The organism is Agromyces sp. GXS1127 (assembly GCF_050565425.1).
GTDB lineage: Bacteria > Actinomycetota > Actinomycetes > Actinomycetales > Microbacteriaceae > Agromyces.
Window position 1 is genome coordinate 119,432 of sequence record NZ_JBOCIG010000004.1, and the last position, 23,726, is coordinate 143,157.

Annotated in this window: 22 protein-coding genes; 15 read left to right on the top strand and 7 right to left on the bottom strand. The window is 70.4% G+C overall.

What is annotated here, in order from left to right; all coding sequences use genetic code 11:
• The first annotated feature begins 2 nt into the window (after positions 1-2).
• From uvrC to ACQ393_RS08575, 9 genes are all read left to right on the top strand, one after another.
• Positions 3-1,985 (top strand): excinuclease ABC subunit UvrC, encoded by a 1,983-nt coding sequence (uvrC, locus tag ACQ393_RS08535; protein WP_430646405.1) that lies wholly within the window; start codon positions 3-5, stop codon positions 1,983-1,985.
• A 41-nt stretch (positions 1,986-2,026) separates the two neighbouring features.
• Entirely contained in the window at positions 2,027-2,899 is an 873-nt protein-coding gene (gene rapZ, locus ACQ393_RS08540; RefSeq protein ID WP_430646406.1) for an RNase adapter RapZ, read from the top strand.
• 43 nt (positions 2,900-2,942) lie between these two features.
• A complete protein-coding gene (gene whiA / locus ACQ393_RS08545; protein ID WP_430646407.1) occupies positions 2,943-3,923 on the top strand; it encodes a DNA-binding protein WhiA in 981 nt (326 codons plus the stop codon).
• Between the two features lie 127 nt (positions 3,924-4,050).
• The gene (locus ACQ393_RS08550; RefSeq protein ID WP_430646408.1) at positions 4,051-4,677 is read left to right on the top strand and encodes a superoxide dismutase; all 627 of its coding nucleotides are present in this window, start codon (positions 4,051-4,053) and stop codon (positions 4,675-4,677) included.
• Between the two features lie 95 nt (positions 4,678-4,772).
• Positions 4,773-5,777 carry a type I glyceraldehyde-3-phosphate dehydrogenase gene (gene gap / locus ACQ393_RS08555; RefSeq protein ID WP_430646409.1) on the top strand — a complete coding sequence of 335 codons (1,005 nt, stop codon included), beginning with the start codon at positions 4,773-4,775 and terminating at the stop codon, positions 5,775-5,777.
• An 11-nt stretch (positions 5,778-5,788) separates the two neighbouring features.
• Positions 5,789-7,003, top strand: coding sequence for a phosphoglycerate kinase (locus ACQ393_RS08560; protein WP_430646410.1), 1,215 nt, complete (start codon positions 5,789-5,791; stop codon positions 7,001-7,003).
• Positions 6,994-7,782, top strand: coding sequence for a triose-phosphate isomerase (gene tpiA / locus ACQ393_RS08565; RefSeq protein ID WP_430646411.1), 789 nt, complete (start codon positions 6,994-6,996; stop codon positions 7,780-7,782). Before ACQ393_RS08560 ends, tpiA begins: the two co-directional genes overlap by 10 nt.
• A gap of 126 nt (positions 7,783-7,908) precedes the next feature.
• A complete protein-coding gene (gene secG / locus ACQ393_RS08570) occupies positions 7,909-8,160 on the top strand; it encodes a preprotein translocase subunit SecG (protein WP_067947350.1) in 252 nt (83 codons plus the stop codon).
• 10 nt (positions 8,161-8,170) lie between these two features.
• A complete protein-coding gene (locus ACQ393_RS08575) occupies positions 8,171-8,539 on the top strand; it encodes an RNA polymerase-binding protein RbpA (protein ID WP_430646412.1) in 369 nt (122 codons plus the stop codon).
• 107 nt (positions 8,540-8,646) lie between these two features.
• Here the strand turns inward: ACQ393_RS08575 and pgl are convergent, their stop codons facing one another.
• From pgl to tkt, 6 genes are read right to left on the bottom strand one after another with little or no spacing between them, the layout of a single operon-like run.
• Complete coding sequence (gene pgl / locus ACQ393_RS08580) at positions 8,647-9,417, bottom strand: 6-phosphogluconolactonase (protein WP_430646413.1); 771 nt, start codon at positions 9,415-9,417, stop codon at positions 8,647-8,649.
• Positions 9,414-10,379 (bottom strand): glucose-6-phosphate dehydrogenase assembly protein OpcA, encoded by a 966-nt coding sequence (locus ACQ393_RS08585; protein ID WP_430646414.1) that lies wholly within the window; start codon positions 10,377-10,379, stop codon positions 9,414-9,416. The genes pgl and ACQ393_RS08585 overlap by 4 nt, the downstream gene beginning before the upstream one ends.
• Positions 10,376-11,917 (bottom strand): glucose-6-phosphate dehydrogenase, encoded by a 1,542-nt coding sequence (gene zwf / locus ACQ393_RS08590; RefSeq protein ID WP_430646415.1) that lies wholly within the window; start codon positions 11,915-11,917, stop codon positions 10,376-10,378. Before zwf ends, ACQ393_RS08585 begins: the two co-directional genes overlap by 4 nt.
• Before the next feature lie 13 nt (positions 11,918-11,930).
• On the bottom strand, positions 11,931-13,535 hold the full coding sequence (locus ACQ393_RS08595) for a glucose-6-phosphate isomerase (protein ID WP_430646416.1): 1,605 nt from the start codon (positions 13,533-13,535) through the stop codon (positions 11,931-11,933).
• Positions 13,532-14,644, bottom strand: a complete 1,113-nt coding sequence (gene tal, locus ACQ393_RS08600) for a transaldolase (protein WP_430646417.1) — start codon at positions 14,642-14,644, stop codon at positions 13,532-13,534. The genes ACQ393_RS08595 and tal overlap by 4 nt, the downstream gene beginning before the upstream one ends.
• 26 nt (positions 14,645-14,670) lie before the next feature.
• Positions 14,671-16,767: a transketolase gene (gene tkt, locus ACQ393_RS08605; protein WP_430646418.1), complete on the bottom strand. Its 2,097-nt coding sequence runs from the start codon at positions 16,765-16,767 to the stop codon at positions 14,671-14,673.
• Positions 16,768-17,052: 285 nt separating this feature from the next.
• Here tkt and ACQ393_RS08610 point away from each other — a divergent pair, with 285 nt between their 5' ends.
• Positions 17,053-17,973, top strand: a complete 921-nt coding sequence (locus ACQ393_RS08610) for a heme o synthase (protein WP_430646713.1) — start codon at positions 17,053-17,055, stop codon at positions 17,971-17,973.
• A 422-nt stretch (positions 17,974-18,395) separates the two neighbouring features.
• Here ACQ393_RS08610 and ACQ393_RS08615 read toward each other — a convergent pair whose 3' ends face one another.
• Positions 18,396-19,334, bottom strand: coding sequence for a COX15/CtaA family protein (locus ACQ393_RS08615; protein WP_430646419.1), 939 nt, complete (start codon positions 19,332-19,334; stop codon positions 18,396-18,398).
• Positions 19,335-19,578: 244 nt separating this feature from the next.
• On the opposite strand from ACQ393_RS08615, the gene sufB reads away from it, so the two are divergent.
• The 5 genes from sufB to ACQ393_RS08640 all read left to right on the top strand — a co-directional run bounded on the left by sufB (position 19,579) and on the right by ACQ393_RS08640 (position 23,691).
• Positions 19,579-20,997 carry a Fe-S cluster assembly protein SufB gene (gene sufB, locus ACQ393_RS08620; RefSeq protein ID WP_430646420.1) on the top strand — a complete coding sequence of 473 codons (1,419 nt, stop codon included), beginning with the start codon at positions 19,579-19,581 and terminating at the stop codon, positions 20,995-20,997.
• A gap of 15 nt (positions 20,998-21,012) precedes the next feature.
• A complete protein-coding gene (sufD, locus tag ACQ393_RS08625) occupies positions 21,013-22,182 on the top strand; it encodes a Fe-S cluster assembly protein SufD (protein WP_430646421.1) in 1,170 nt (389 codons plus the stop codon).
• Between the two features lies 1 nt (position 22,183).
• Positions 22,184-22,510 carry a non-heme iron oxygenase ferredoxin subunit gene (locus tag ACQ393_RS08630; protein ID WP_328289096.1) on the top strand — a complete coding sequence of 109 codons (327 nt, stop codon included), beginning with the start codon at positions 22,184-22,186 and terminating at the stop codon, positions 22,508-22,510.
• A 64-nt stretch (positions 22,511-22,574) separates the two neighbouring features.
• On the top strand, positions 22,575-23,342 hold the full coding sequence (gene sufC / locus ACQ393_RS08635) for a Fe-S cluster assembly ATPase SufC (RefSeq protein ID WP_430646422.1): 768 nt from the start codon (positions 22,575-22,577) through the stop codon (positions 23,340-23,342).
• 19 nt (positions 23,343-23,361) lie between these two features.
• A complete protein-coding gene (locus ACQ393_RS08640) occupies positions 23,362-23,691 on the top strand; it encodes a metal-sulfur cluster assembly factor (protein ID WP_092669939.1) in 330 nt (109 codons plus the stop codon).
• The last annotated feature ends 35 nt before the right edge of the window (positions 23,692-23,726 follow it).

The following is a 23,726-nucleotide window of genomic DNA, read 5'->3' on the forward strand; positions in this document are numbered from 1 at the left end:
GCATGGCGAACACCGTCCCGTACCGTCCGCGGCCGGGGGAGATCCCGACCGATCCGGGCGTCTACCGCTTCCGCGACGCCGACCGTCGGGTGCTCTACGTCGGCAAGGCGAAGAACCTGCGCGCGCGACTGTCGAACTACTTCGCCCCGCTGCACACCCTGCACGAGCGCACCCGGCGGATGGTCACGACCGCGGCGTCGGTCGAATGGACGGTCGTCGGCAACGACATCGAGGCGCTCCAGCTCGAGTACACGTGGATCAAGGAGTTCGATCCGCCCTTCAACGTCAAGTACCGGGACGACAAGTCCTATCCGTACCTCGCGGTCACGTTGGCCGACGAGGCCCCGCGGGCGATCGTGACGCGCCGACGCGGCATCCCCGGTGCGAAGTACTTCGGCCCGTACCCGAAGGTGTGGGCGGTCAACGAGACGCTCGACCTGCTGCTCAAGCTCTTCCCCATCCGCACGTGCAAGGACTCCGATTACAAGCGGGCGATGCAGACCGGCAAGCCCTGCTTCGCCGGGCAGATCGGCCGGTGCTTCGGCCCGTGCTCGGGTCGGGTCACGGTCGCGGAGCACCGGGCGAACGTCGACCGGTTCGTGGCGTTCATGCAGAACCAGGACCGTCGGATCATCACCGACCTGACGCAGCAGATGCGCGCGGCCGCCGCCGTGCAGGACTACGAGACCGCGGCGCGTCGGCGCGACGAGTTGCAGGCGGCCGAGTCGTTCTTCGAGAAGAGCGCGGTCGTGCTCCGCGAGCACGTCGACGTCGACGTCTTCGGCATCGACCACGACGAGCTCGCGGCCGCCGTGCACCTCTTCATCGTCCGCGGGGGCCGGATCCGCGGCGTGCGCTCGTGGACGGTCGACACCGAGCTCGACATGAGCCTCGGCGATCTCGTCGACTCGGTCGTGCAGAACGCGTACGGCGACGACATCCGCCCGCCGGCCGAGGTGGTCGTGCCGGCGCTCCCCGACGACGCCGAGGCGCTCGAGGGTTGGCTCGCCGCGCTCGGCGGCCGGAAGGTGCGCCTGCGCGCGGCGCGCCGCGGCGACAAGGCCGCGCTGCTCGACACCGCGAGCCAGAACGCGCGGCAGACCCTCGTGCTGTACAAGACGCGGCGCAGCGCCGACTTCACCGCCCGCTCGCGCGCCCTCGAGGACATCCAGGAGGCGCTCGGCATGGCCGACGCGCCGCTGCGCATCGAGTGCTTCGACGTCTCGCACCTGAGCGGCACCAACGTCGTCGCGTCGATGGTCGTCTTCGAGGACGGATTGCCGCGCAAGGACGAGTACCGCCGGTTCACGATCCCCAGCACGACTGACGACACCGATTCGATCCACCAGGTGCTGACGCGCCGCCTCGCCTACCTCTCGTCGCGCGAGAACGGTGACGCGGAGGCGGGCGGCGCGGGCTCGCCGCGCCCGGCCGCGATGGATGCGCCGGGCGCGATCCAGGGGGACGGGCGGCACGACGGCGGTCCTGCCGTCGACGGCGTGGCCGTCGCGCCCGCCCGCCGGGCGAAGTTCGCGTATCGCCCGAACCTGCTCGTGGTCGACGGCGGCCAGCCGCAGGTGGCGGCCGCCGAGCGGGCGCTGCGCGAGTCGGGCGTCGAGGGCATCTACCTCTGCGGGATCGCCAAGCGGCTCGAGGAGATCTGGACGCCGGACTCGGACTTCCCCGTGATCCTGCCGCGCAACAGCGATGCGCTGTTCCTGTTCCAGCGGGTCCGGGACGAGGCGCACCGCTTCGCGATCACCCACCAGCGGCAGCGTCGCAAGCGCGACATCACGACGGTGCTGTCGGAGGTGCCGGGACTCGGCCCGGCACGCGTCAGGTCCCTGCTGAAGCACTTCGGCTCCGTCTCGCGACTCCGCCAGGCCGACGAGTCGGCCATCTCCGAAGTGCCGGGGATCGGCCCGGCGCTGGCCTCCGCCATCCGCGCGCACCTCGGGGAAACGAGCCGCGCCGCCGCAGACTAGGCTGGACCACCGGGGGAAGCAGGAAGGGAGCGCCGAGCGAGATGACCGACGGCGATCGCCAGGAGATGCTCATCGTCACGGGAATGTCGGGGGCAGGGCGTTCCACCGTCGCAGACGCGCTCGAGGACCTCGGCTGGTACGTCGTCGACAACCTCCCCCCGCAGATGCTGCGGCCGCTCGTCGACCTGGTCCAGCGCGCCGGCGCGTCCCTGCCGCGGATCGCGGCCGTCGTCGACATCCGCGGCGGCACCTTCTTCTCGGAGCTCCAGGAGATGGTCGAGTCGCTGCGCGACCGGGTCGACGTGCGCGTCGTCTTCCTCGACGCGAACGACGCGGTCCTCGTCCGGCGGTTCGAGTCCGTCCGCCGTCCGCACCCGCTGCAGGGCGACGGGACGCTGCTCGACGGCATCACGGCCGAACGGCGACGGCTGGCCGAGGTCCGCGAGTCGAGCGACATCATCGTCGACAGCTCCGACCTGAACATCCACCAGCTCGCGACGCTCGTGACCGACACCTTCGCCGAGGCCGATCGCGCGGGGCTGCGCGTGACCGTGCTGAGCTTCGGCTTCAAGTACGGGCTGCCGCCCGACGCCGACATGGTGGTCGATGCGCGGTTCCTGCCGAACCCGTTCTGGGAGCCGGCCCTCCGTGCGCAGACCGGCGAGGATGCCGAGGTCTCGGACTACGTGCTCGACCAGCCCGGAGCGCGGGAGTTCCTCGACGCCTACGTCTCGGCACTGCGGCCGGTGCTCGACGGATACCAGCGCGAGAACAAGCGGCACGCGACCATCGCGCTCGGCTGCACGGGCGGCAAGCACCGCTCCGTCGCCCTGGTCCGCGAACTCGCCGCTCGCCTGAGATCGATCCCCGGGCTCGCGGTCAGCGTCAAGCACCGCGATCTCGGACGCGAATGAACCGGCGCCGATCGCGCCACCGCACGACAGAGAGGACGACCACGTGGCCCTGACGGCTGAGGTGAAAGAGGAGCTGGCGAAGGTCGAGGTGACCCGGACCTCGGTCCGCGCCGCGGAGCTGGCATCCGTGCTCCGGTTCGCCGGCGGACTCCACATCATCTCCGGCCGGATCGCCATCGAGGCCGAGCTCGACGCGCCGTCGATCGCGCGCAGGGTCACCCGCGACCTGGGGGAGCTGTACGGGGTCCGGCCGGACGTGTCGGTGATCTCGGCGTCGGGCCTGCGCCGCACCAACCAGTACCTGGTGCGCGTGCTCGACGGCGGCGAGACGCTCGCGCGGCAGACCGGCCTCCTGGACGCACGGCGTCGTCCGGTCCGCGGGCTGCCGAACAAGCTCACGACCGGCTCGCGCGACGAGGTGGCGGCCGTGTGGCGCGGGGCGTTCCTCGCGCACGGCAGCCTGACCGACCCCGGCCGATCGGCGGCGCTCGAGGTGACCTGCCCGGGAGGCGAGACGGCGATGGCGCTCGTGGGCGCCGCGGGCCGGCTCGGCGTCTCGGCCAAGGCCCGTGAGGTCCGCGGCGTCCACCGGGTCGTGATCCGCGACGGCGAGGCGATCAGCACGATGCTCGCGCTGATGGGCGCCGACGAGACCGTCCGCAACTGGGAGGAGCTGCGCCAGCGCCGCGAGGTGCGCGCGACGGCGAACCGGCTCGTCAACTTCGACGACGCCAACCTCCGCCGCTCGGCGCAGGCCGCGGTCGCCGCGTGCGCCCGCGTCGAACGGGCCATGGAGATCCTCGGCGACGAGATCCCGGACCACCTCAAGTACGCCGGGGAGCTGCGCCTGGCGCATCGCGACGCGAGCCTCGACGAGCTCGGTCACCACGCCGACCCGCCGCTGACGAAGGACGCGGTCGCCGGCCGTATCCGTCGCCTGCTCGCGATGGCCGACAAGCGCGCCGTCGAGCTCGGCGTGCCCGGCACCGAGGCGAACCTGCCCGCCGATCTCGACGACGTCTGAACGACGCCCGAACGGCGCGCGAACCCCGTCAACCCCCGTCATCCGGCCCGGACACGGGCATAGGATCGAGAACGCCGCGGTCACCGGGCAGACGTCCGGTTCACCCGGCTGCTGACAAGGAGAAGCAATGGCTGACTACACCCTCCCCGACCTCGCCTACGACTACTCGGCGCTCGAGCCGTCGATCAGCGGCACGATCATGGAGCTGCACCACTCGAAGCACCACCAGGCCTACGTGACCGGGGCGAACACGGCGCTCGCGCAGCTCGCCGAGGCGCGCGACTCCGGCAACCTCGCCAACGTGAACAAGCTCGAGAAGGACCTCGCGTTCAACCTCGGCGGCCACGTCAACCACTCGATCTTCTGGACGAACATGTCGCCCGACGGCGGCGACAAGCCGACCGGCGAGATCGCATCGGCGATCGACGACCACTTCGGCTCGTTCGACAAGTTCCAGGCCCACTTCACGGCGACCGCCCTGGGAGTGCAGGGTTCGGGCTGGGCCGTGCTCGCGTGGGACTCGATCGGCCAGCGGCTGATCATCGTCCAGTTCTTCGACCAGCAGGCGAACTTCCCGGCCGGGATCGTCCCGCTCCTGATGCTCGACGTGTGGGAGCACGCGTACTACCTCGACTACAGGAACGTGCGCGCCGACTACGTGAAGGCCTTCTGGAACATCGTCGACTGGGCGAACGTCCAGCAGCGCTTCCAGGCCGCCACTGAGAAGACCTCAGGCCTGCTGCTACTGTCATAGCGGATGGCGTCCCCGGACGCCGTCCGGGGACATCGCCGTCCGGTCAGATCCACCTCGAAAGCGCGCTCGCGCCCTCACAACAGGGGAGATTTCCTGTGTCTGTAAAGATCGGCATCAACGGCTTCGGCCGTATCGGCCGCAACTACTTCCGAGCCGCCCTCGCCCAGGGCGCCGACCTCGAGATCGTCGCGGTGAACGACCTCACCGACAACAAGACCCTCGCGCACCTGCTGAAGTACGACTCGATCACGGGCCGGCTCGACGCGAGCGTGGAGTACGACGACGAGCACCTGATCGTCGACGGCAGGTCCATCCGTGCCTTCGCGGAGCGCGACCCCGCGAACCTCCCGTGGGGCGAGCTCGGGGTCGACATCGTCATCGAGTCCACCGGCTTCTTCACGAAGGCCGCCGACGCGAGGAAGCACCTCGACGCCGGCGCGAAGAAGGTGCTCATCTCGGCGCCCGCGACCGACGAGGACGCCACGTTCGTCATGGGCGTGAACGAGGATTCGTACGACGCGGCGAACCACCACATCATCTCGAACGCCTCCTGCACGACGAACTGCCTCGCACCGCTCGCGAAGGTCTTCAACGACGAGTTCGGCATCGAGCGCGGCCTGATGACGACGGTCCACGCCTACACCGCCGACCAGAACCTGCAGGACGGTCCGCACAAGGACCTCCGTCGCGCCCGCGCCGCCGCGATCAACATCGTGCCGACCTCGACCGGTGCGGCGAAGGCCATCGGCCTGGTGCTGCCCGAACTCATCGGCAAGCTCGACGGCTTCGCGCTGCGCGTGCCCGTCCCCACCGGTTCCATCACCGACCTCACGGTGACCGCGTCGCGTCCCGTGACGGTCGACGAGGTGAAGGCCGCGTACAAGAAGGCCGCCGAGGGCCCGATGAAGGGCATCCTCAAGTACACCGAGGACCCGATCGTCTCGAGCGACATCACGACCGACCCGCACTCGTCGATCTTCGACGCGGGGCTCACGCGCGTGATCGGCGACCAGGTCAAGCTCTCGGCGTGGTACGACAACGAGTGGGGCTACTCCAACCGCCTCGTCGACCTCACCGAGTACGTGGCCGAGCGACTCTGAGGCGCGACGACGTGACCCTGCGAACCATCGATTCCCTGGGTCCGCTCGCCGGCACGCGAGTCGTCGTCCGCTGCGACCTCAACGTCCCCCTGAAGGACGGGGTCATCACGGACGACGGACGCGTGCGCGCGTCGGTCCCCACGCTCACCGCGCTCGTCGAACAGGGCGCCAGGGTGATCGTGATCTCCCACCTCGGCCGCCCCGACGGCGCACCCGACCCGAAGTACAGCCTCGAGCCGGTGGCGACCCGCCTCGGCGAGGTACTCGACGCTCCGGTCGCGTTCGCGACCGACACGGTCGGCGAGGATGCCGCCGCCAAGGTCGCCGCCCTCGGCGACGGCGAGGTGCTCGTGCTCGAGAACCTCCGCTTCAACCCCGGCGAGACCAGCAAGAACGAGGCCGAGCGCACCGCGTTCGCGGGGCAGCTGGCCGAGTTCGCCGATTCGGTCGTCTCCGACGGCTTCGGCGTCGTGCACCGCAAGCAGGCGAGCGTCTACGAGCTGGAGCAGCTGCGCCCGAGTGCGGCCGGCCTCCTGATCGCGGCGGAGCTCGACGTGCTCGACCGGCTCACCGAGAACCCGGAGCGGCCGTACGTGGTCGTCCTCGGCGGTTCGAAGGTGTCGGACAAGCTCGGCGTCATCGAGCACCTGCTGCCGAGGGTCGATGCGCTGCTCATCGGCGGCGGCATGCTCTTCACGTTCCTCGCGGCGCAGGGCCACAAGGTCGGATCGAGCCTGCTCGAGGCCGACCAGATCGACACGGTGAAGGGCTACCTCGCGGATGCCGCCGAACGCGGCGTCGACATCGTCCTCCCGACCGACGTCGTGGTCGCCGCGTCGTTCTCCGCGGAAGCCGACCACCAGGTCGCCGCGGCCGACGCCATCGAGGAGACGCCGTTCGGCGCCTCCGGGCTCGGCCTCGACATCGGCCCCGACACCGCCGCCGCGTTCGCCGAACGCGTCCGGGCGGCGAAGACGGTGTTCTGGAACGGCCCGATGGGCGTGTTCGAACTCGCACCGTTCGCCGACGGCACGCGCACCGTGGCATCCGCCCTCACCGAGGTCGACGGACTGAGCGTCGTCGGCGGCGGCGATTCGGCCGCGGCCGTGCGCCAACTCGGCTTCGAGGAGTCCGCGTTCGGGCACATCTCGACGGGCGGCGGCGCGAGCCTGGAATTCCTCGAAGGCAAGAAGCTCCCCGGACTGGAGGTCCTCGGATGGCAGTGACCCGCACCCCGTTCATCGCGGGCAACTGGAAGATGAACCTCGACCACCTGCAGGCGATCGCCTTCGTGCAGAAGCTCGCGTGGAGCCTCTCCGACGCGAAGCACGACTTCGCCGACGCCGAGGTCGCGGTGTTCCCGCCGTTCACCGACCTGCGCTCCGTGCAGACGCTGGTGTCGGCCGACGACCTGCCCGTGAGGTACGGCGCGCAGGATCTCTCCCGGCACGACTCCGGCGCCTACACCGGCGAGGTCTCCGGCGCGTTCCTGTCGAAGCTCGACTGCGCGTACGTCATCATCGGGCACTCGGAGCGGCGCACGCTGCACGCGGAGACCGACGAGGTCGTGCACGCGAAGGTCGTCGCGGCCCACCGGCACGGACTCGTCCCGGTGCTGTGCGTCGGCGAGACGGCGGAGGACCTGGAGCAGCACGGTGCGAGCGCCGTGCCGGTCGCACAGCTCCGCGCCGCACTCCAGGGCGTCGACGTCTCGAAGGGGCTCGTCGTCGCGTACGAGCCCGTCTGGGCCATCGGCTCGGGTCAGGCCGCCACGCCCGACCAGGCGCAGCAGGTCGCCGCGGCGCTCCGCGCGGTGCTGGCCGAGGTCGCCGGCGACGAGCTCGCCGCATCGACGCGCATCCTCTACGGCGGATCGGTGAAGGCGGCGAACATCGCGGCGTTCATGCGCGAGCCCGACGTCGACGGCGCACTCGTCGGGGGCGCCAGCCTCGACCTCGACGAGTTCTCGAGCATCGTCCGTTTCAAGAAGCACGTCGGAGCCTGATCCGAGCCATCCGGCTCCCGCTCGCGCCGTCCGGGCGCGCCCGTCACGGGCGTCGCCCGGACGGCGCTGCGGCTATACTCGTACGGGCGCATCGACAACCCCGGTCATGCCCGGAAAGGTTTCACCGTGGAGATTCTCCAGGTCGTCCTGCAGGTGCTGCTCGGCCTCACGAGCATCCTGCTCACGCTCCTGATCCTGCTGCACAAGGGCCGCGGTGGCGGACTGTCCGACATGTTCGGCGGCGGCGTCACCTCGAACCTCGGTGCCTCGGGCGTGGCGGAGCGCAACCTGAACCGCATCACCATCATCCTCGGCCTCGTGTGGGTGACGTGCATCGTGGTGCTCGGGCTCATCACGAAGTTCGACGCCGGAATCTGACGGAGGAGTCGTGGTTTCTGGAAACAGCGCCATCCGCGGATCGCGGGTGGGTTCGGGACCGATGGGCGAGCAGGACCGGGGCTTCCACGCCGAGCGCATCGCCGTGAGCTACTGGGATGCCCAGGGCAATGAGACGGTCCGCTACTTCGCGGCCAACGTGCCCGAGGAGGAGATCCCGGACGTCATCGACAGCCCCTCGACGGGACTGCCCGCGGGTCGCGACAAGGACAACCCGCCGGCCGTGGCGAAGCTCGAGCCCTACAAGACCCACCTCGCGTACGTGAAGGAGCGTCGCAGCGAGGAGGAGGCGGCCGCGCTCCTCGAAGAGGCGCTGCAGCAGCTCCGCGCTCGTCGCGGCACCGCCGCCGCCGCCGACTGACCTCCCGCTCTCGGGAGACGCGAACGGGCCGCCCTCGGGCGGCCCGTTCGTCGTGGTGTCGGGGTCGTGGTGTCAGGCCCGGGCCGTCGCGACCGCCGGCGGCGTGCTCAGTAGTCGCGCGCGATGAGGGCGTCCGGCACCTCGGCCGCGGCATCCTGATCCACGAAGAACACCGTGCGTCGACGGCCCTTGATGCCGGCGACGGGCACCTCGTCGCGGCTCGCGCCGGCGAGTGCGAGCCCGAGCGCCGAGGCCTTGTCGGCGCCGGCGAGGACCAGCCACACCCGCTGCGCGGCGTTGATCACCGGGCGCGTGAGGCTCAACCGCTCGGGCGGCGGCTTCGGCGACTCGCGAACGGGGATGACGGGCCGGTCGACGACCTGGATGCCGGAACGGTGCGGGAAGAGCGATGCGACGTGTCCGTCGGGACCGACCCCGAGGAACACGATGTCGAAGACGGGGTGGGGGAGGCCCTCGGCGCCGTGCGCCGCGAGCTCGGCGGCATAGGCGTGGGCCGCCTCGTCGAGCGAGAGCCCCGAGTCGGAGGCCGGGAACGGGTGGACGTGCTCCTCGGGCAGCCCGAGCGCATCGAGGAGCGCCTCGCGCGACTGCCGGTCGTTGCGGTCCTCGTGCCCCGCGGGCACCCACCGCTCGTCGCCCCACCAGAAGTGCACGCGCTGCCAGTCCACCGACTTCTGGGCCGGCGACTCCCGAACGGCCTCGAGCACGGCCGCACCCATCGATCCGCCCGTGAGCACCACGTGGATGGTCTCCTGCACGTCGAGCAGGTCGAGCACCTTGGTGACGAAACGGGCGGCGACCGCCCCGGCGAGGGTGTCCTTGTCGGGGTGGACGAGTACGCGCCGCTCGTTGGTCATGCGGTGGCTCCTTCGCGGTTCGGGGTCCGATGGTCGGGAAGCAGGCCGACTCCCCGCGTGATCACCTCACCGTACAGTTCGTCCGGATCGAGGCGCCGCAGCTCGTCGGCGAGGCAGTCCCGGAGGCTCCGGCGGGGGAGTGCCACGTCGTGGACCGGCTGGCCGGGCTGACGGAGGGTCGCGACGCCGGGGACGTCGCGGACGAGCTCGATCGTGCCGCTCGATCGGCCGAGGTAGACGCCGCGGATGCCGTGCGAGCCGTGCTCCAGGCCGGTCAGCGCGCAGTTCGTCGATGCGCCGAGCTGCATCGACAGCCACGCGGCGAGGAGCGTCGTCGACGGGGAGTCGATCGAACCGGTGACCTGCACGGTCTGCACCGACTCGTACGGCGGCTGGTCGACGACGGCGGCGAGCTGGGCACGCCAGAGCGTGAGCCGGGTCCAGGCGAAGTCGGCGTCGCCCGGGCGGTAGCTCGTGGCCAGGGCGTCGAGCGCGGCCTGGGGGTCGGGCTGCGCCGAGGCGTCGGTGATCCGGCGCTGGGCGATCCGACCGAGCGGCGAGTCGCCGGGGATCTCGGGCGCGGCGCCGGGCCACCAGGTGACGACGGGCGCGTCAGGGAGCAGCAGCCCCATCACGAGTCCCTGCTCGTCGAGCGCGGCATCCCCGCTCGCGCGCAGGATGACGACCTCGCTTGCGCCCGCGTCGCCGCCGACGCGGATCTCCGCGTCGAGCCTGCTGGCGGCCGAGTCGCCCTCGTCCTCGGTGGAGACCACGATGACGCGCATCGGGTGCTCGCGGGACGCGTCGTTGGCGGCCTCGATCGCCTCCTCCTCGCCGTCGTGCGTGGTCGCGATCACGAGGGTGAGCACGCGGCCGAGGGCGACGACGCCGCCCTCTTCGCGGATCTTGACGAGCGTCTTCGAGACCTGGCTCGTGGTGGTGTCGGGCAGTTCGACGATCATGGCCGCCTCCAGGTGCGTCCGTCGCGGGCGAGGAGCGCGTCGGCCGACGGCGGGCCCCACGAACCGGGCTTGTACTGCTCGGGGCGGCCCTGCGTCGCCCAGAACTCCTCGATGGGGTCGAGGATCTTCCAGGAGAGCTCGACCTCCTCCTGTCGCGGGAAGAGCGGCGGGTCGCCGAGCAGCACGTCGAGGATGAGCCGCTCGTACGCTTCGGGGCTGGCTTCCGTGAAGGCGTGGCCGTACCCGAAGTCCATGGTCACGTCGCGGACCTGCATGCCGGCTCCCGGGACCTTGGAACCGAAGCGGATCGTGACGCCCTCGTCGGGCTGCACGCGGATCACGAGCGCGTTCTGGCCGAGCTGCGAGGTCTGGCTGTCGGCGAACACCTGCTGCGGTGCGCGCTTGAAGACGACCGCGATCTCGGTCACGCGACGACCGAGCCGCTTGCCCGCCCGCAGGTAGAACGGGACGCCGGCCCAGCGGCGCGTGCCGATGAGCAGCTTCATGGCGGCGTAGGTCTCGGTCGTCGAGTCGGGGTTCATGCCGTCCTCGTCGAGGAAGCCCGTGACCTTCTCGCCCCCCTGCCATCCGCCGGAGTACTGCCCACGGGCGGTCGCCGCTGCGAGGTCGGCGGGCAGCCGGACCGCGCGCAGGATCTTCTCCTTCTCGGCGCGCAGGTCGGCCGCGTCGAACGAGATCGGCTCCTCCATCGCCGTGAGCGCGAGCAGCTGCAGCAGGTGGTTCTGGATGACGTCGCGTGCCGCACCGATGCCGTCGTAGTAGCCGGCCCGGCCGCCGACGCCGATGTCCTCGGCCATCGTGATCTGCACGTGGTCGACGAAGTTGGCGTTCCAGATGGGCTCGTAGAGCTGGTTCGCGAACCGCAGGGCGAGGATATTCTGGACCGTCTCCTTGCCGAGGTAGTGGTCGATGCGGAACACCGCGTCGGGCGGGAAGACCGAGGCGACGACGTCGTTCAGTTCGATGGCCGTCTTCAGGTCGGATCCGAACGGCTTCTCGATGACGACGCGCCGCCACTGGTCGCCCTTCTGCTCGGTCAGGCCCGACCGCTTCAGCTGCTCGGTGACCTGCGGGAAGGACTTCGGGGGGATCGACAGGTAGAACGCGTGGTTGCCCATCGTGCCCCGCTCGCGGTCGAGGTCGTCGACGGTGCGCCGCAGGCGCCCGAACGCCTCGTCGTCGTCGAACGTCCCCTGCACGAAGCGGATGCCGCGGGCGAGCTGCTTCCACACGTCCTCGCGGAACTCGGTGCGGGAGTACTGCTTCACCGAGTCGTGCACGACCTGGGCGAAGTCCTGGTCCTCCCAGTCGCGTCGCGCGAAGCCGACGAGCGCGAAGCCCGGGGGAAGGAGCCCCCGGTTCGCGAGGTCGTAGACGGCGGGCATGAGCTTCTTGCGGGAGAGGTCGCCGGTGACGCCGAAGATGATGAGGCTCGACGGGCCGGCGATCCGGTTCAGGCGGTAGTCCTTGGGCGATCGCAACGGATTGTGCGTCGCCGTGATCTCGACCGGATGCATGTGCGCTCCAGGGTCAGCCGATGGCCTCGCGCAGCGACCGCAGGTCGGCGCTCGGATCGGGCAGGGTCAATGTGAGGACCGGCCGGCCGTGCTCGGCCAGGACGGTGGCGTCGCCGGAGGCCTGTGCGGCGATCAGCTCGCCGAAGGTGAAGGGCCGTCCGGGCACGGGCAGGTCGTCGGCGGGCCGCTGCACCAGCTGGAGGAACACCCCGTGCGCCGGTCCGCCCTTGTGGTACTGGCCGGTCGAGTGCAGGAAGCGCGGCCCCCAGCCGAAGGTGACCGGTCGCCCGCTGCGCGCGGCGAGCAGGTCGCGGAGCTCGGCGAACGCCGGGTGCGCGACCCGGTCGACGTAGGCGTGGACCGCCAGGTAGCCGTCGGCCGGGACCTCGTCGAGCAGCACCTCGATGGCGGACGCGAGGTCGCTGGCGGCACCGATCACGTCGGGGGTGCCGCGGACCTGGATACCGTCGGCGACGAAGGCCGCCGGCATCGGCTCTGGGCGCGCCTCGAGGAGTCCGCGTGCGGCGACTTTCGCCGACTCGACGTCGGGCTGGTCGAACGGGTTGATGCCGAGCAGGCGGCCGGCGACGGCCGTCGCGTACTCCCAGGCGAGCAACTGCGCGCCGAGCGTGCCGGACACGCGGATCTCGCCGTCGGTGTCGTCCACGAACCGCTCGGTGCCCGCGTCGTCGACGAGCCGGACGACCTGGAGGTCGTCCGGCCGCGTGGTCAGCTCGGGGGCATCCGGCGGCAGTACCACCGGGAGGATGCCGACCCCCTCCTTCCCGGTCGACTCCGCGATGAGCTGCTCGGCCCAGTCGGCGAAGCCGACGATGTGGGTGCCGTCGGCGACGATGGCGAGCTTGTCCCGGCGCGGCTCGGTCGCCGCGATCGCGGCACCGAGGACCAGCCCCGGATTCTCCTCGCTGTCGATCGCGAGGCTCAGCTCGATCGTCTCGGCCTCGTCGAGGAGCTCGTCGAGGTCCACCCCGGCGAGCCCGGTGGGGACGAGGCCGAACGCGGTGAGCGCCGAGTACCGTCCGCCGACGGAGGGGTCCGCCGTGAAGACGCGGTAGCCGGCGGCACGCGCGGACTCGTCGAGGGGTGAACCCGGATCGGTGACCACGACGATGCGCGTGGCCGGGTCGATCCCGGCTTCGCCGAACGCCTGCTCGTACGCGCGGCGTTGCGAATCCGTCTCGACGGTCGAACCCGACTTGGATGCGACGACGAGCACCGTCCGCTCGATCCGATCGGCGAGGGCCGCGCGCACCTGGTCGGGGTGGGTGGAGTCGAGCACCGTGAGGTGGGCTCGCGCGGTGCGCGCGATGACCTCAGGGGCGAGCGAGGAGCCGCCCATGCCCGCCAGCACGACGTGGTCGATGCCGCGGGCCCGGAAATCGTCGCGCAGCGCGGCGATCTCGGGAAGCAGCGGACGCGAAACCGCGATGGCCTCGGTCCAGCCGAGCCGGTTCGCGGCCTCCGCTTCGGCGCCCGCCCCCCAGAGGCTCGCGTCGAGGGCGGTGATGCCCGTCGCGACGCGATCGGCCACGAGTCGCGGCACGACGCGGCGGACCGCGTCGGCCGCGGGGCCGCTCACGGAGATGCGGACATTCACCGAGCTGCCTCCAGGGCGCTGCGCACGGTGTCGAGCAGCTCGTTCCAGGACACGATGAACTTGTCGACGCCCTCGCGTTCGAGGAGCTCGGTGACGTCGTCGTAGTCGACGCCGACCTTCGCCAGTGCATCGAGCACACGACCGGCCTCCGCGAAGGCGCCGGTGACGGTGTCGCCTTCGATCACGCCGTGGTCGAAGGTGGCTTCGAGGGTCTTCTCCGGCATCGTGTTGACGACGCCGTGCGCGACGAGCTCCGTCACGTAGAGCGTGTCCGGCAGGGCCGGGTCCTTCACGCCGGTCGAGGCCCAGAGCGGGCGCTGGCGGTTGGCTCCGGCATCGAGCAGCGCGACGGTGCGAGGCGCGCCGAACTGCTGCAGGTACAGCTCGTAGGCGAGGCGCGCGTTGGCCACGCCGGCGCGGCTCTTCAGCGCGAGCGCCTCGGGCGACCCGATCGCCTCGAGTCGCTTGTCGATCTCGGTGTCGACCCGCGAGACGAAGAACGATGCGACGGAGTGGATGGTCGACAGGTCGATTCCCGCGGCCTTCGCCTGCTCGAGCCCGGTCAGGTAGGCGTCGATGACCTCGCGGTACCGGTCGAGGCTGAAGATCAGGGTCACGTTGACGCTGATGCCCGCGCCGATCGCGGCGGTGATCGCCGGGAGCCCGGCCTTGGTGGCGGGGATCTTGATCATCGCGTTGGGACGGTCGACCCGATCCCAGAGCCGGTGCGCCTCGGCGATGGTCGCCTCGGTGTCGTGCGCGAGGTCGGGGGAGACCTCGATCGAGACGCGTCCGTCGTAGCCGTCGGTGCGGTCGTAGACGGGGCGGAAGTGATCGGCGGCGTCGCGCACGTCGTCGGTGGTGATCTCGAAGACGGCGCGGTCGACGTCGGCGCCGTCCGTCGCGAGGGCGGCGACCTGGTCGCGGTAGGCGTCGCCGTTGGCGAGTGCGCTCGCGAAGATCGTCGGGTTGGTCGTGACGCCGACGACGTCGCGCTCGGCGATGAGCCGCTCGAGGCCGCCCGAGGCGATGCGCTCGCGCGAGAGGTCGTCGAGCCAGATGCTGACGCCGGCCGTCGACAGGGCCGCGGTGGGGGTGCTGGTGCTCATGAGCGTGGTCTCCTTCATGCTCGGCCTCAGGCGGCGGCGAGCGATTCCTTCGCGGCGGCGACGACGTGCTCAGACGTGATGCCGAACTCGCGGAACAGGGTCTTGTAGTCGGCGGACGCGCCGAAGTGCTCGATCGAGACGGCGCGGCCGCGCGTGCCGAGGTAGCGGTACCAGGTGAGCGCGAGGCCCGCCTCGACGCTGACGCGCGCGGTGACCGAGCTCGGCAGGACGGACTCGCGGTACGCGGCATCCTGCTCCTCGAACCACTCCAGGCTCGGCGCGGAGACGACGCGGGCGTGCACGCCCTCGGCGGCCAGCGCCTCGCGGGCGGCCAGGGCGACCTGCACCTCGGAGCCCGTCGCGATGAGGATCACGTCGGGCTCGCCCGACGCGGCCTCCGCGAGGACGTACGCGCCCTTCGCGACGTTCGCGGCCGAGGCGAGCGTGTCACCGGATGCCGCGCCGTCGCCGCGCTCGAACACGGGGATGTTCTGGCGGGTCAGGGCGATGCCCGCGGGGCCGCCGCGGCGCTTCAGGATCTCGAGCCACGCGTACGCGGTCTCGTTCGCGTCGCCGGGTCGCACCACCGCGAGGTTCGGGATGGCGCGGAGCGAGCTCAGCTGCTCGATCGGCTGGTGCGTCGGGCCGTCCTCGCCGAGCGCGACGGAGTCGTGGGTCCAGACGAAGATCGACGGGATCTGCATGAGCGCCGCGAGGCGCACCGCCGGACGCATGTAGTCGCTGAAGATCAGGAAGGTGCCGCCGAACGCGCGGGTGGGCCCGTGCAGCACGATGCCGTTCAGGATCGAGCCCATCGCGTGCTCGCGGATGCCGAAGTGCAGCACCCGGCCCTGCGGGTTGCCCGGGAACTCCTCGGTCGAGTGCTCCGCCGGGATGAACGACGGCGCGCCGTTGATCGTGGTGAGGTTCGACTCCGCCAGGTCGGCGGACCCGCCCCACAGCTCGGGCAGTTCGGCCGCGAGCGCGTTGATGACCTTGCCCGATGCGGCGCGCGTCGAGACGTCCTTTCCCGCCTCGAACACGGGCAGCACGTCCTCGAGGCCCTCCGGCAGCTCGCCGGCCTCGAGGCGGTCGAGCAGCGCCTTGCGCTCCGGGTTCGCCGCGGCCCACGCCTCGAACGCGGCATCCCAGGCCTGCTTGGCTTCGGCGGCGCGGTCGCGGGCGTTCCCGCGCGTGTGCTCGATGACCTCGTCGGCGACGACGAAGTTCTGCTCCGGGTCGAAGCCGAGCACCTCCTTCGTCGCGGCGAGCTCCTCGGCTCCGAGCGCCGAACCGTGGATCTTGCCCGTGTTCTGCTTGTTCGGCGCGGGCCAGCCGATGATCGTCTTCAGGATGATGATCGACGGCTTGCCGGTCTCGGCCTTCGCCGCCTCGATGGCGTCGTGGAGCTCCGCGACATCCTCGACGTACTCGCCGGACTTCTTCCAGTCGACGGTCTGCACGTGCCATCCGTAGGCCTCGTAGCGCTTCGCGACGTCCTCGGTGAACGCGATGTCGGTGTCGTCCTCGATCGAGATCTGGTTCGAGTCGTAGATCACGACGAGGTTGCCGAGCTGCTGGTGGCCGGCGAGCGAGGAGGCCTCGCTCGTCACGCCCTCCTCGAGGTCGCCGTCGCTCGCGATGACGTAGACGTGGTGGTCGAACGGGCTCTCGCCGGCCGGCGTCTCGGGGTCGAACAGGCCGCGCTCGTAGCGCGAGGCGTAGGCGAAGCCGACCGCCGATGCGAGGCCCTGGCCGAGCGGCCCGGTCGTGATCTCGACGCCGGCCGTGTGGCCGTACTCGGGGTGCCCGGGGGTCTTCGAGCCCCACGTCCGCAGCGCCTGCAGGTCGGACAGTTCGAGGCCGTCGCCGGCGAGGTAGAGCTGGACGTACTGCGTCAGCGAGCTGTGGCCCGCCGACAGGATGAAGCGGTCGCGGCCGAGCCAGTCGTGGTCGGCCGGGTCGCGGCGCATCACCTTCTGGAAGAGCAGGTACGCGACGGGTGCGAGGCTCATCGCCGTGCCGGGGTGGCCGTTGCCGACCTTCTCCACGGCGTCGGCCGCGAGCACGCGCGACGTGTCGACCGCGCGATCGTCGATGGTGTCCCAGTGCAGAGTTGCCACGGGTTGGGGTTCCTTCCGGTCGTGACGGCGTCGGGGAGCCTCTCCATTCGGCTCCCGGACCCGCCGGGGAAACGCGACGGCGCGGTGGAGCCCGGGACCGATCCGGTCATGCGTCAGGTGGAGTTGCACGTCGAATCCGCGCCTCCGGGCGCGCTGGCTTCAGTATATGGAGTCGCCCTCACTCTGTGACGGGGCTTGACGTCCGCCCGGAGGTGGTCGGATGGCCTAGAATCGAACGGGTTGCGCGCGCCCCGCCACCTCGGCGCGCGCCCGGAAGAGGGATTCATGCAGGCCGCGCCGACCATCCGTGACGCTCGACGGACGACGAACGTGCGACGCAAGGTCGCCGCATACGTCGCCCTCACCAAGCCTCGCGTGATCGAGCTGCTGCTCGTCGTCACCGCGCCGACCATGATCCTGGCCTCGAACGGCCTGCCCGACGTCTGGCTGCTGCTCGCGACCCTCGTCGGCGGCGCGATGAGTGCCGGTTCGGCGGGCGCGTTCAACTGCTACATCGACCGCGACATCGACCGGGTCATGAAGCGCACGAAGGGCCGCCCGCTGGTCACGGGCGAGCTCACCGACCGCGAGGCGCTCGTGTTCGCCTACGCGCTCGGCATCGCCTCGATCGTCTGGCTCGGCGTGTTCACCAACTGGGTCGCGGCCGGCCTCTCGCTGCTCGCCATCCTGCTGTACGTCGTGTTCTACAGCCTGATCCTGAAGCGCCGCACCGCGCAGAACATCGTGTGGGGCGGCGTCGCCGGCTGCATGCCCGTGCTCATCGGCTGGGCCGCGGTGACCGGCAGCCTCGACTGGGCGCCGTTCATCCTGTTCCTGATCATCTTCCTCTGGACGCCGCCGCACTACTGGCCGCTCTCCATGAAGTACAAGGACGACTACGCCGCCGCCGGGGTGCCGATGCTCGCCGTCGTACGCGGCCGCGCGCAGGTCGGCCTCCAGGTCATCCTCTACGCGTACGCGACCGTCGCGGCATCGCTGCTCCTCATCCCGATCGCCGGAATGGGGCTGCTCTACTCGAGCGTCGCGCTCGTGACCGGCGTGTGGTTCGTCGCCGAATGCCACCGCCTCTACAACCTGGCGATCCGCGGCCAGGAGGTCTCGCCGATGCGGGTCTTCCACGGCTCGATCATCTACCTGTCGCTGCTCTTCCTCGCGGTCGGCATCGACCCGCTGCTGCCCTTCTGAGCCTCGTTCCGGGTCGGCACGGTCCCGGGAATGTCGCGGTGGTGGGGGATCCTCGGGGTCTCGGGGGTGCCCTGATTCGGGCTGTCGCAGCGCCAGACTCGTGCGCCGGTACCGGCGAACCGGTCCGGCCTCGTCGGGCGCGACCGGGAGTTCGTCGTCGTCGGAGCGCTCCGCGATCGGGCAGCCCAGGGGAGGCGCAGACCGTCGTTGTCTCCGGTCGGCGCGGCATCGGGAAGACGGCCCTCCTGCGCCGTGTCCTGGAGGATCGTGAGGGACGAGCGTGCCCGAGCCCGTGTCGGGGCCGAGGTCGCCGAGATGTGGTCGATCGCGGTGGCGTGATGCGCGACGGCATCCCTCCCATGGGAGGCGGTGGCGGGCGGCCGAGGCGCTGCTCGGGCGTGGCGCCGCGTGACCGGACGACGTCAGCGAGCGGATGCCGCCATGGCCGGGGCATCCGAGGTGGCATCCGCCGCCGCCGGGCGCTTGAGGCTCAGCACCACGACGGTCATCGTCGCCGCCGAGAGCGACGCGAGGACCATGTGCACGCCGACCGCCAGTGGAGGCAGACCGTTGCGGGCCTGGTACAGCCCGACGCCGATCTGCACCAGGACGACCGCGAGCAGCACGAGCAGCCACCGCAGGGGTCGCAGGTGCCTGACCGCGGCCCAGGTGAGGAGCGTCGCGAGCAGCGCGCCGAGGACGTAGCCGGGCCAGGCGTGCACGTGCGCGAGCAGGCTCGCGTCGACGCCGGTGCGCACGACGTCCTCATCGCCGGAGTGCGGGCCCGATGCGGTCGTCATCACGCCGACGACCACGGTGACGGCGAGCACGAGGCTGGTCGCGTGCGTGAGGATCGCGAACGGCCTCGGCACCGCGAGCTCGCGCCGCCCGGCGGGCTCGCCCATCCGTGCGAGGAACGCGGCCGTGAGGCACACGATGACGACCGACACCGTGTAGTGGAAGCCGACGAGCAGCGCGGCGAGCTCCTGCCAGACGACGAACGCCCCCACGAGCGCTTGGACGACGACGAGGGCGAGGACGAGCACCGCGAGCCGGAAGAGGTCGCGTCGTTCGCCTCGGATGCGCCAGACGAAGACCAGCACGAGGATGGCGGTGATGAGCAGCGGCCCGCTGATCGTGCGGTTCCCGAACTCGATGACACCGTGGATGCCGAGTTCGGGCGTCGGCGTGAGCGACCCAGGGACGCACACGGGCCAATCGCTGCAGCCGAGGCCGGAGCCCGTGAGGCGCACGGCCCCTCCGGTGGCGATGATGAGCACGTTGAGCACGAAGGAGATCCATGCGGTCACGCGCACGCGGAGGTCGATCCGGTCGGGCAGCCACGCGATGAAGCGGTTCACGCTCGTCGATTCCTGATCCGGATCGCGGTGGGAGGGCGCTGGGAGTCGGGCCCTCGGCATCGCCGACCCTGTAGTCTTGATTGGTTGATGCGATTCCGCGTGCGCGCGCGCCGCGGAGCATCTCCATTGTAGGTTCGCGACGAAGCCGCCCGCACATCACCCCACGACCGAACCGGCACCTCGACCGGAAGGCCGGGGGTGGGCCGGACTGATAGCCGGTACGCGGGAGGAGAAGAGGGAGAGCATGACGGACGTACTCATCGACCGCCCCGAGTTGGAGGGGCTCGGCACGTACGAGTTCGGCTGGTCCGACTCCGACGTGGCCGGGGCATCCGCTCGCCGCGGCCTGTCGCCCGAAGTGGTGGCCGACATCTCGCGCCTGAAGGACGAGCCCGAGTGGATGCTGCAGCGCCGCATGCGCGGCCTCCAGCTCTTCGATCGGAAGCCCATGCCGTCGTGGGGCGCCGACCTGTCGGACATCGACTTCGACAACATCAAGTACTTCGTCCGGTCCACCGAGAAGCAGGCGCAGACCTGGGAGGACCTCCCCGAGGACATCCGCAACACGTACGAGCGCCTCGGCATCCCAGAGGCCGAGCGCCAGCGCCTCGTCGCCGGCGTCGCCGCGCAGTACGAGTCCGAGGTCGTCTACCACCAGATCCGAGAAGACCTCGAGGAGCAGGGCGTCATCTTCCTCGACACCGACACCGCGCTCCGCGAGCACCCCGAGTTCTTCGAGGAGTACTTCGGCACGGTCATCCCGGCGGGCGACAACAAGTTCGCCGCGCTGAACACCGCGGTGTGGTCGGGCGGCTCGTTCGTGTACGTCCCGAAGGGCGTGCACGTCGAGATCCCGCTGCAGGCCTACTTCCGGATCAACACCGAGAACATGGGCCAGTTCGAGCGGACGCTCATCATCGCCGACGAGGACAGCTACGTCCACTACATCGAGGGCTGCACGGCCCCGATCTACAAGTCCGATTCGCTGCACTCGGCCGTCGTCGAGATCATCGTGAAGAAGAACGCCCGCGTTCGCTACACGACGATCCAGAACTGGTCGAACAACGTGTACAACCTCGTCACCAAGCGCGCCGTCGCGCACGAGGGCGCCACCATGGAGTGGGTCGACGGCAACATCGGCTCCAAGGTGACGATGAAGTACCCGTCGATCTTCCTCATGGGCGAGCATGCGAAGGGCGAGACCCTTTCGGTCGCGTTCGCGGGCCCGGGCCAGCACCAGGACGCCGGCGCGAAGATGATCCACATGGCGCCGTACACGCAGTCGTCGATCGTCTCGAAGTCGATCGCGCGCGGCGGCGGCCGTGCGGGCTACCGCGGCGAGGTGCGGGTGGATGCCAATGCGCACCACTCCGCGAACACCGTGCGCTGCGACGCGCTCCTGGTCGACACCATCTCGCGCTCCGACACCTACCCGGCGATCGACATCCGCGTGGACGACGTGCAGCTCGGCCACGAGGCGACGGTCTCGAAGGTCAGCGAGGAGCAGCTCTTCTATTTGATGTCGCGCGGCCTCCCGGAGGACGAGGCCATGGCGATGATCGTGCGCGGCTTCATCGAGCCGATCGCGCGCGAGCTGCCCATGGAGTACGCGATGGAACTCAACAAGCTCATCGAGATGGGCATGGAAGGATCGGTCGGCTAACCGATGAGCACCGCGATGCAGAGCACCGCCCTGCCCACCCCCGAGCAGCACGGCATCCGTGCGCACTCCGACGGCCCGGTCGTTCCCGTGCAGACGCGCTCCGAGCGGTTCCGGTCGACCGACGTCGCCGACTTCGCTCCCGTCACGGGCCGCGAGCACGAGTGGAAGCTGTCGCCCGTCGCCGCGTTCGCCGACCTCACCTCGGGTGAGCTCGACGGGTCGCGCGTCGAGGTCGAGTCGACGGATGCCGCGGATGTGACCGTCTCCTGGATCCCGCGCGACGACGCCCGCATCGGCCGCGCCGGCGCGCCGGAGGAGCGCGCCTCCGCGAACGCGTGGTCGAGCTTCGGCGAGGCCCTGCTCGTCGCCGTCGGCGGCGAGGAGGCGAAGACCGTCACGGTGACCCGTTCGGGTCTCGGCACGGGAGCGCGCGCCGCGCACACGATCATCGAGGCGGCCCCGAACAGCCGCGGACTCGTCGTCCTGCGGGGCACCGGCGACGCACGCCTCACCGAGAACGTCGAGGTCGTCGTCGGCGAGGGAGCGAACCTCACCGTCGTCTCGCTCCAGGAGTGGACGGACGAGTCGGTCCACCTCGCGAGCCACTTCGCGCGGATCGCCCGCGACGCCAAGCTCAAGCACATCGTCGTCTCGCTCGGCGGCAAGGTGGTCCGGGTCAACCCGTCGACGCACCTCGCCGAGCAGGGCGGCGACGTCGAGGCGCTCGGGCTCTACTTCTCCGACGCCGGCCAGCACCTCGAGCAGCAGGTGTTCGTCCACCATGACGCACCGCACACCCGCTCGCGTGTGACCTACAAGGGCGCGCTGCAGGGCGAGGGCGCGCGCAGCGTCTGGATCGGCGACGTGCTCATCGGCAACACGGCCACCGGCACCGACAGCTACGAGCAGAACCGCAACCTCGTGCTCACCGACGGCACCCGTGCCGACTCGATCCCGAACCTCGAGATCGAGACGGGCGACATCGAGGGCGCCGGCCACGCCTCGGCGACCGGCCGGTTCGACGACGAGCAGCTGTTCTACCTGCAGGCGCGAGGCATCCCGGAGGACGAGGCACGACGCCTGGTCGTCCGCGGCTTCCTCGCCGAGGTCGTGCAGCAGATCGGCGACGCCGAACTCGAGGAGCGTCTCATCCGGGCGCTCGAAGCGGAACTCCAGGGGAGCTGACGTGGCATCCACTCGCGTGTGCGGGGTCGACGACCTCGCGACCAATGAGGCGCAGAAGTTCGTCGTCGACGGCGTGCCCATCGCCGTCGTGAAGGACGCGGCCGGCGACATCTTCGCCATCGGCGACACCTGCACCCACGGCGACATCTCGCTCTCCGAGGGATTCGTCGAGGACGACACGCTCGAGTGCTGGGCCCACGGCTCGAAGTTCTCCCTCCTCACGGGCAAGCCGCTCACGCTGCCGGCCTACGAGCCCGTACCCGTCTACCAGGTCGAGATCACCGACGGGGGCGTCTTCATCGACCCCGCGGTGAAGCTCGCCGTCTGACCCGACCTCCCATGACCTCCCGGCCCGCGCGGCCGGGCCCAACGAAAAGAGACACCGAATCACCATGTCCGTGCTCGAGATCAAGAACCTGCACGTCAACGTCGAGACCGACCAGGGCACCCGCGAGATCCTCCGCGGCGTCGACCTGACCATCCGCGAGGGCGAGATCCACGCGATCATGGGGCCGAACGGCTCCGGCAAGTCGACCCTCGCCTACACGATCGCGGGTCACCCGAAGTACACGGTCGTCGAGGGCGAGATCCTGCTCGACGGCGAGAACGTGCTCGAGATGTCCGTCGACGAGCGCGCCCGCGCGGGCATGTTCCTCGCCATGCAGTACCCGGTCGAGATCCCGGGCGTCACGGTGACCAACTTCCTCCGCACCGCGAAGACCGCGATCGACGGCGAGGCGCCCTCGATCCGCACGTGGCTGAAGGACGTCCGCGGCGCGATGACCGACCTCAAGATGGACTCCGCGTTCGCCGAGCGCAACGTCAACGAGGGCTTCTCGGGCGGCGAGAAGAAGCGCAACGAGATCCTCCAGCTCGAGCTGCTCAAGCCGAAGTTCGCGGTGCTCGACGAGACCGACTCGGGCCTCGACGTCGACGCGCTCAAGGTCGTGTCCGAGGGCGTGAACCGCGCCCACGGGAACACGGGCCTCGGCATCCTGCTCATCACGCACTACACGCGCATCCTCCGTTACATCAAGCCCGACTTCGTGCACGTGTTCGTCGCGGGCAGGATCGCCGAGCAGGGCGGGCCCGAGCTCGCCGACCGCCTCGAGGAGGAGGGCTACGACCGCTACCACGTCGCCGAGTCGGCGACGCAGTAGTCGGGCGTAGGCTGAACGCATGGTCACCTCACTCGCACCCGAGCGCTTCGATGAGATCAGTGAGGCGCTGAAGGATGTCGTCGACCCCGAGCTCGGCGTCAACATCGTCGACCTCGGCCTCATCTACGACCTGAACTGGGACGACGAGCACGACGCGCTCGTCATCAACATGACGCTGACGAGCGCGGGCTGCCCGCTCACCGACGTCATCGAGGAGCAGACCGCCGAAGCCCTCGACGGCACGGTCGAGCGGTTCCGCATCAACTGGGTGTGGATGCCGCCGTGGGGTCCCGAGCGGATCACGGACGACGGGCGCGACATGATGCGCGCGCTCGGCTTCGCGATCTGAGTCGTCGATCCGACGAGGGAGGTCCCGGACGGGGC

What these genes read in the sequence shown, in the direction of transcription:
- tpiA (WP_430646411.1), top strand. Translation starts at nt 6,994, where the DNA reads ATGGCAGTGACCCGCACCCCGTTCATCGCGGGCAACTGGAAGATGAAC.
- rapZ (WP_430646406.1), top strand. Translation starts at nt 2,027, where the DNA reads ATGACCGACGGCGATCGCCAGGAGATGCTCATCGTCACGGGAATGTCG.
- sufC (WP_430646422.1), top strand. Translation starts at nt 22,575, where the DNA reads ATGTCCGTGCTCGAGATCAAGAACCTGCACGTCAACGTCGAGACCGAC.
- pgl (WP_430646413.1), bottom strand. Translation starts at nt 9,417, where the DNA reads ATGACCAACGAGCGGCGCGTACTCGTCCACCCCGACAAGGACACCCTC.
- ACQ393_RS08550 (WP_430646408.1), top strand. Translation starts at nt 4,051, where the DNA reads ATGGCTGACTACACCCTCCCCGACCTCGCCTACGACTACTCGGCGCTC.
- uvrC (WP_430646405.1), top strand. Translation starts at nt 3, where the DNA reads ATGGCGAACACCGTCCCGTACCGTCCGCGGCCGGGGGAGATCCCGACC.
- ACQ393_RS08640 (WP_092669939.1), top strand. Translation starts at nt 23,362, where the DNA reads ATGGTCACCTCACTCGCACCCGAGCGCTTCGATGAGATCAGTGAGGCG.
- ACQ393_RS08610 (WP_430646713.1), top strand. Translation starts at nt 17,053, where the DNA reads ATGCAGGCCGCGCCGACCATCCGTGACGCTCGACGGACGACGAACGTG.
- sufB (WP_430646420.1), top strand. Translation starts at nt 19,579, where the DNA reads ATGACGGACGTACTCATCGACCGCCCCGAGTTGGAGGGGCTCGGCACG.
- ACQ393_RS08585 (WP_430646414.1), bottom strand. Translation starts at nt 10,379, where the DNA reads ATGATCGTCGAACTGCCCGACACCACCACGAGCCAGGTCTCGAAGACG.
- tal (WP_430646417.1), bottom strand. Translation starts at nt 14,644, where the DNA reads ATGAGCACCAGCACCCCCACCGCGGCCCTGTCGACGGCCGGCGTCAGC.
- zwf (WP_430646415.1), bottom strand. Translation starts at nt 11,917, where the DNA reads ATGCATCCGGTCGAGATCACGGCGACGCACAATCCGTTGCGATCGCCC.
- sufD (WP_430646421.1), top strand. Translation starts at nt 21,013, where the DNA reads ATGCAGAGCACCGCCCTGCCCACCCCCGAGCAGCACGGCATCCGTGCG.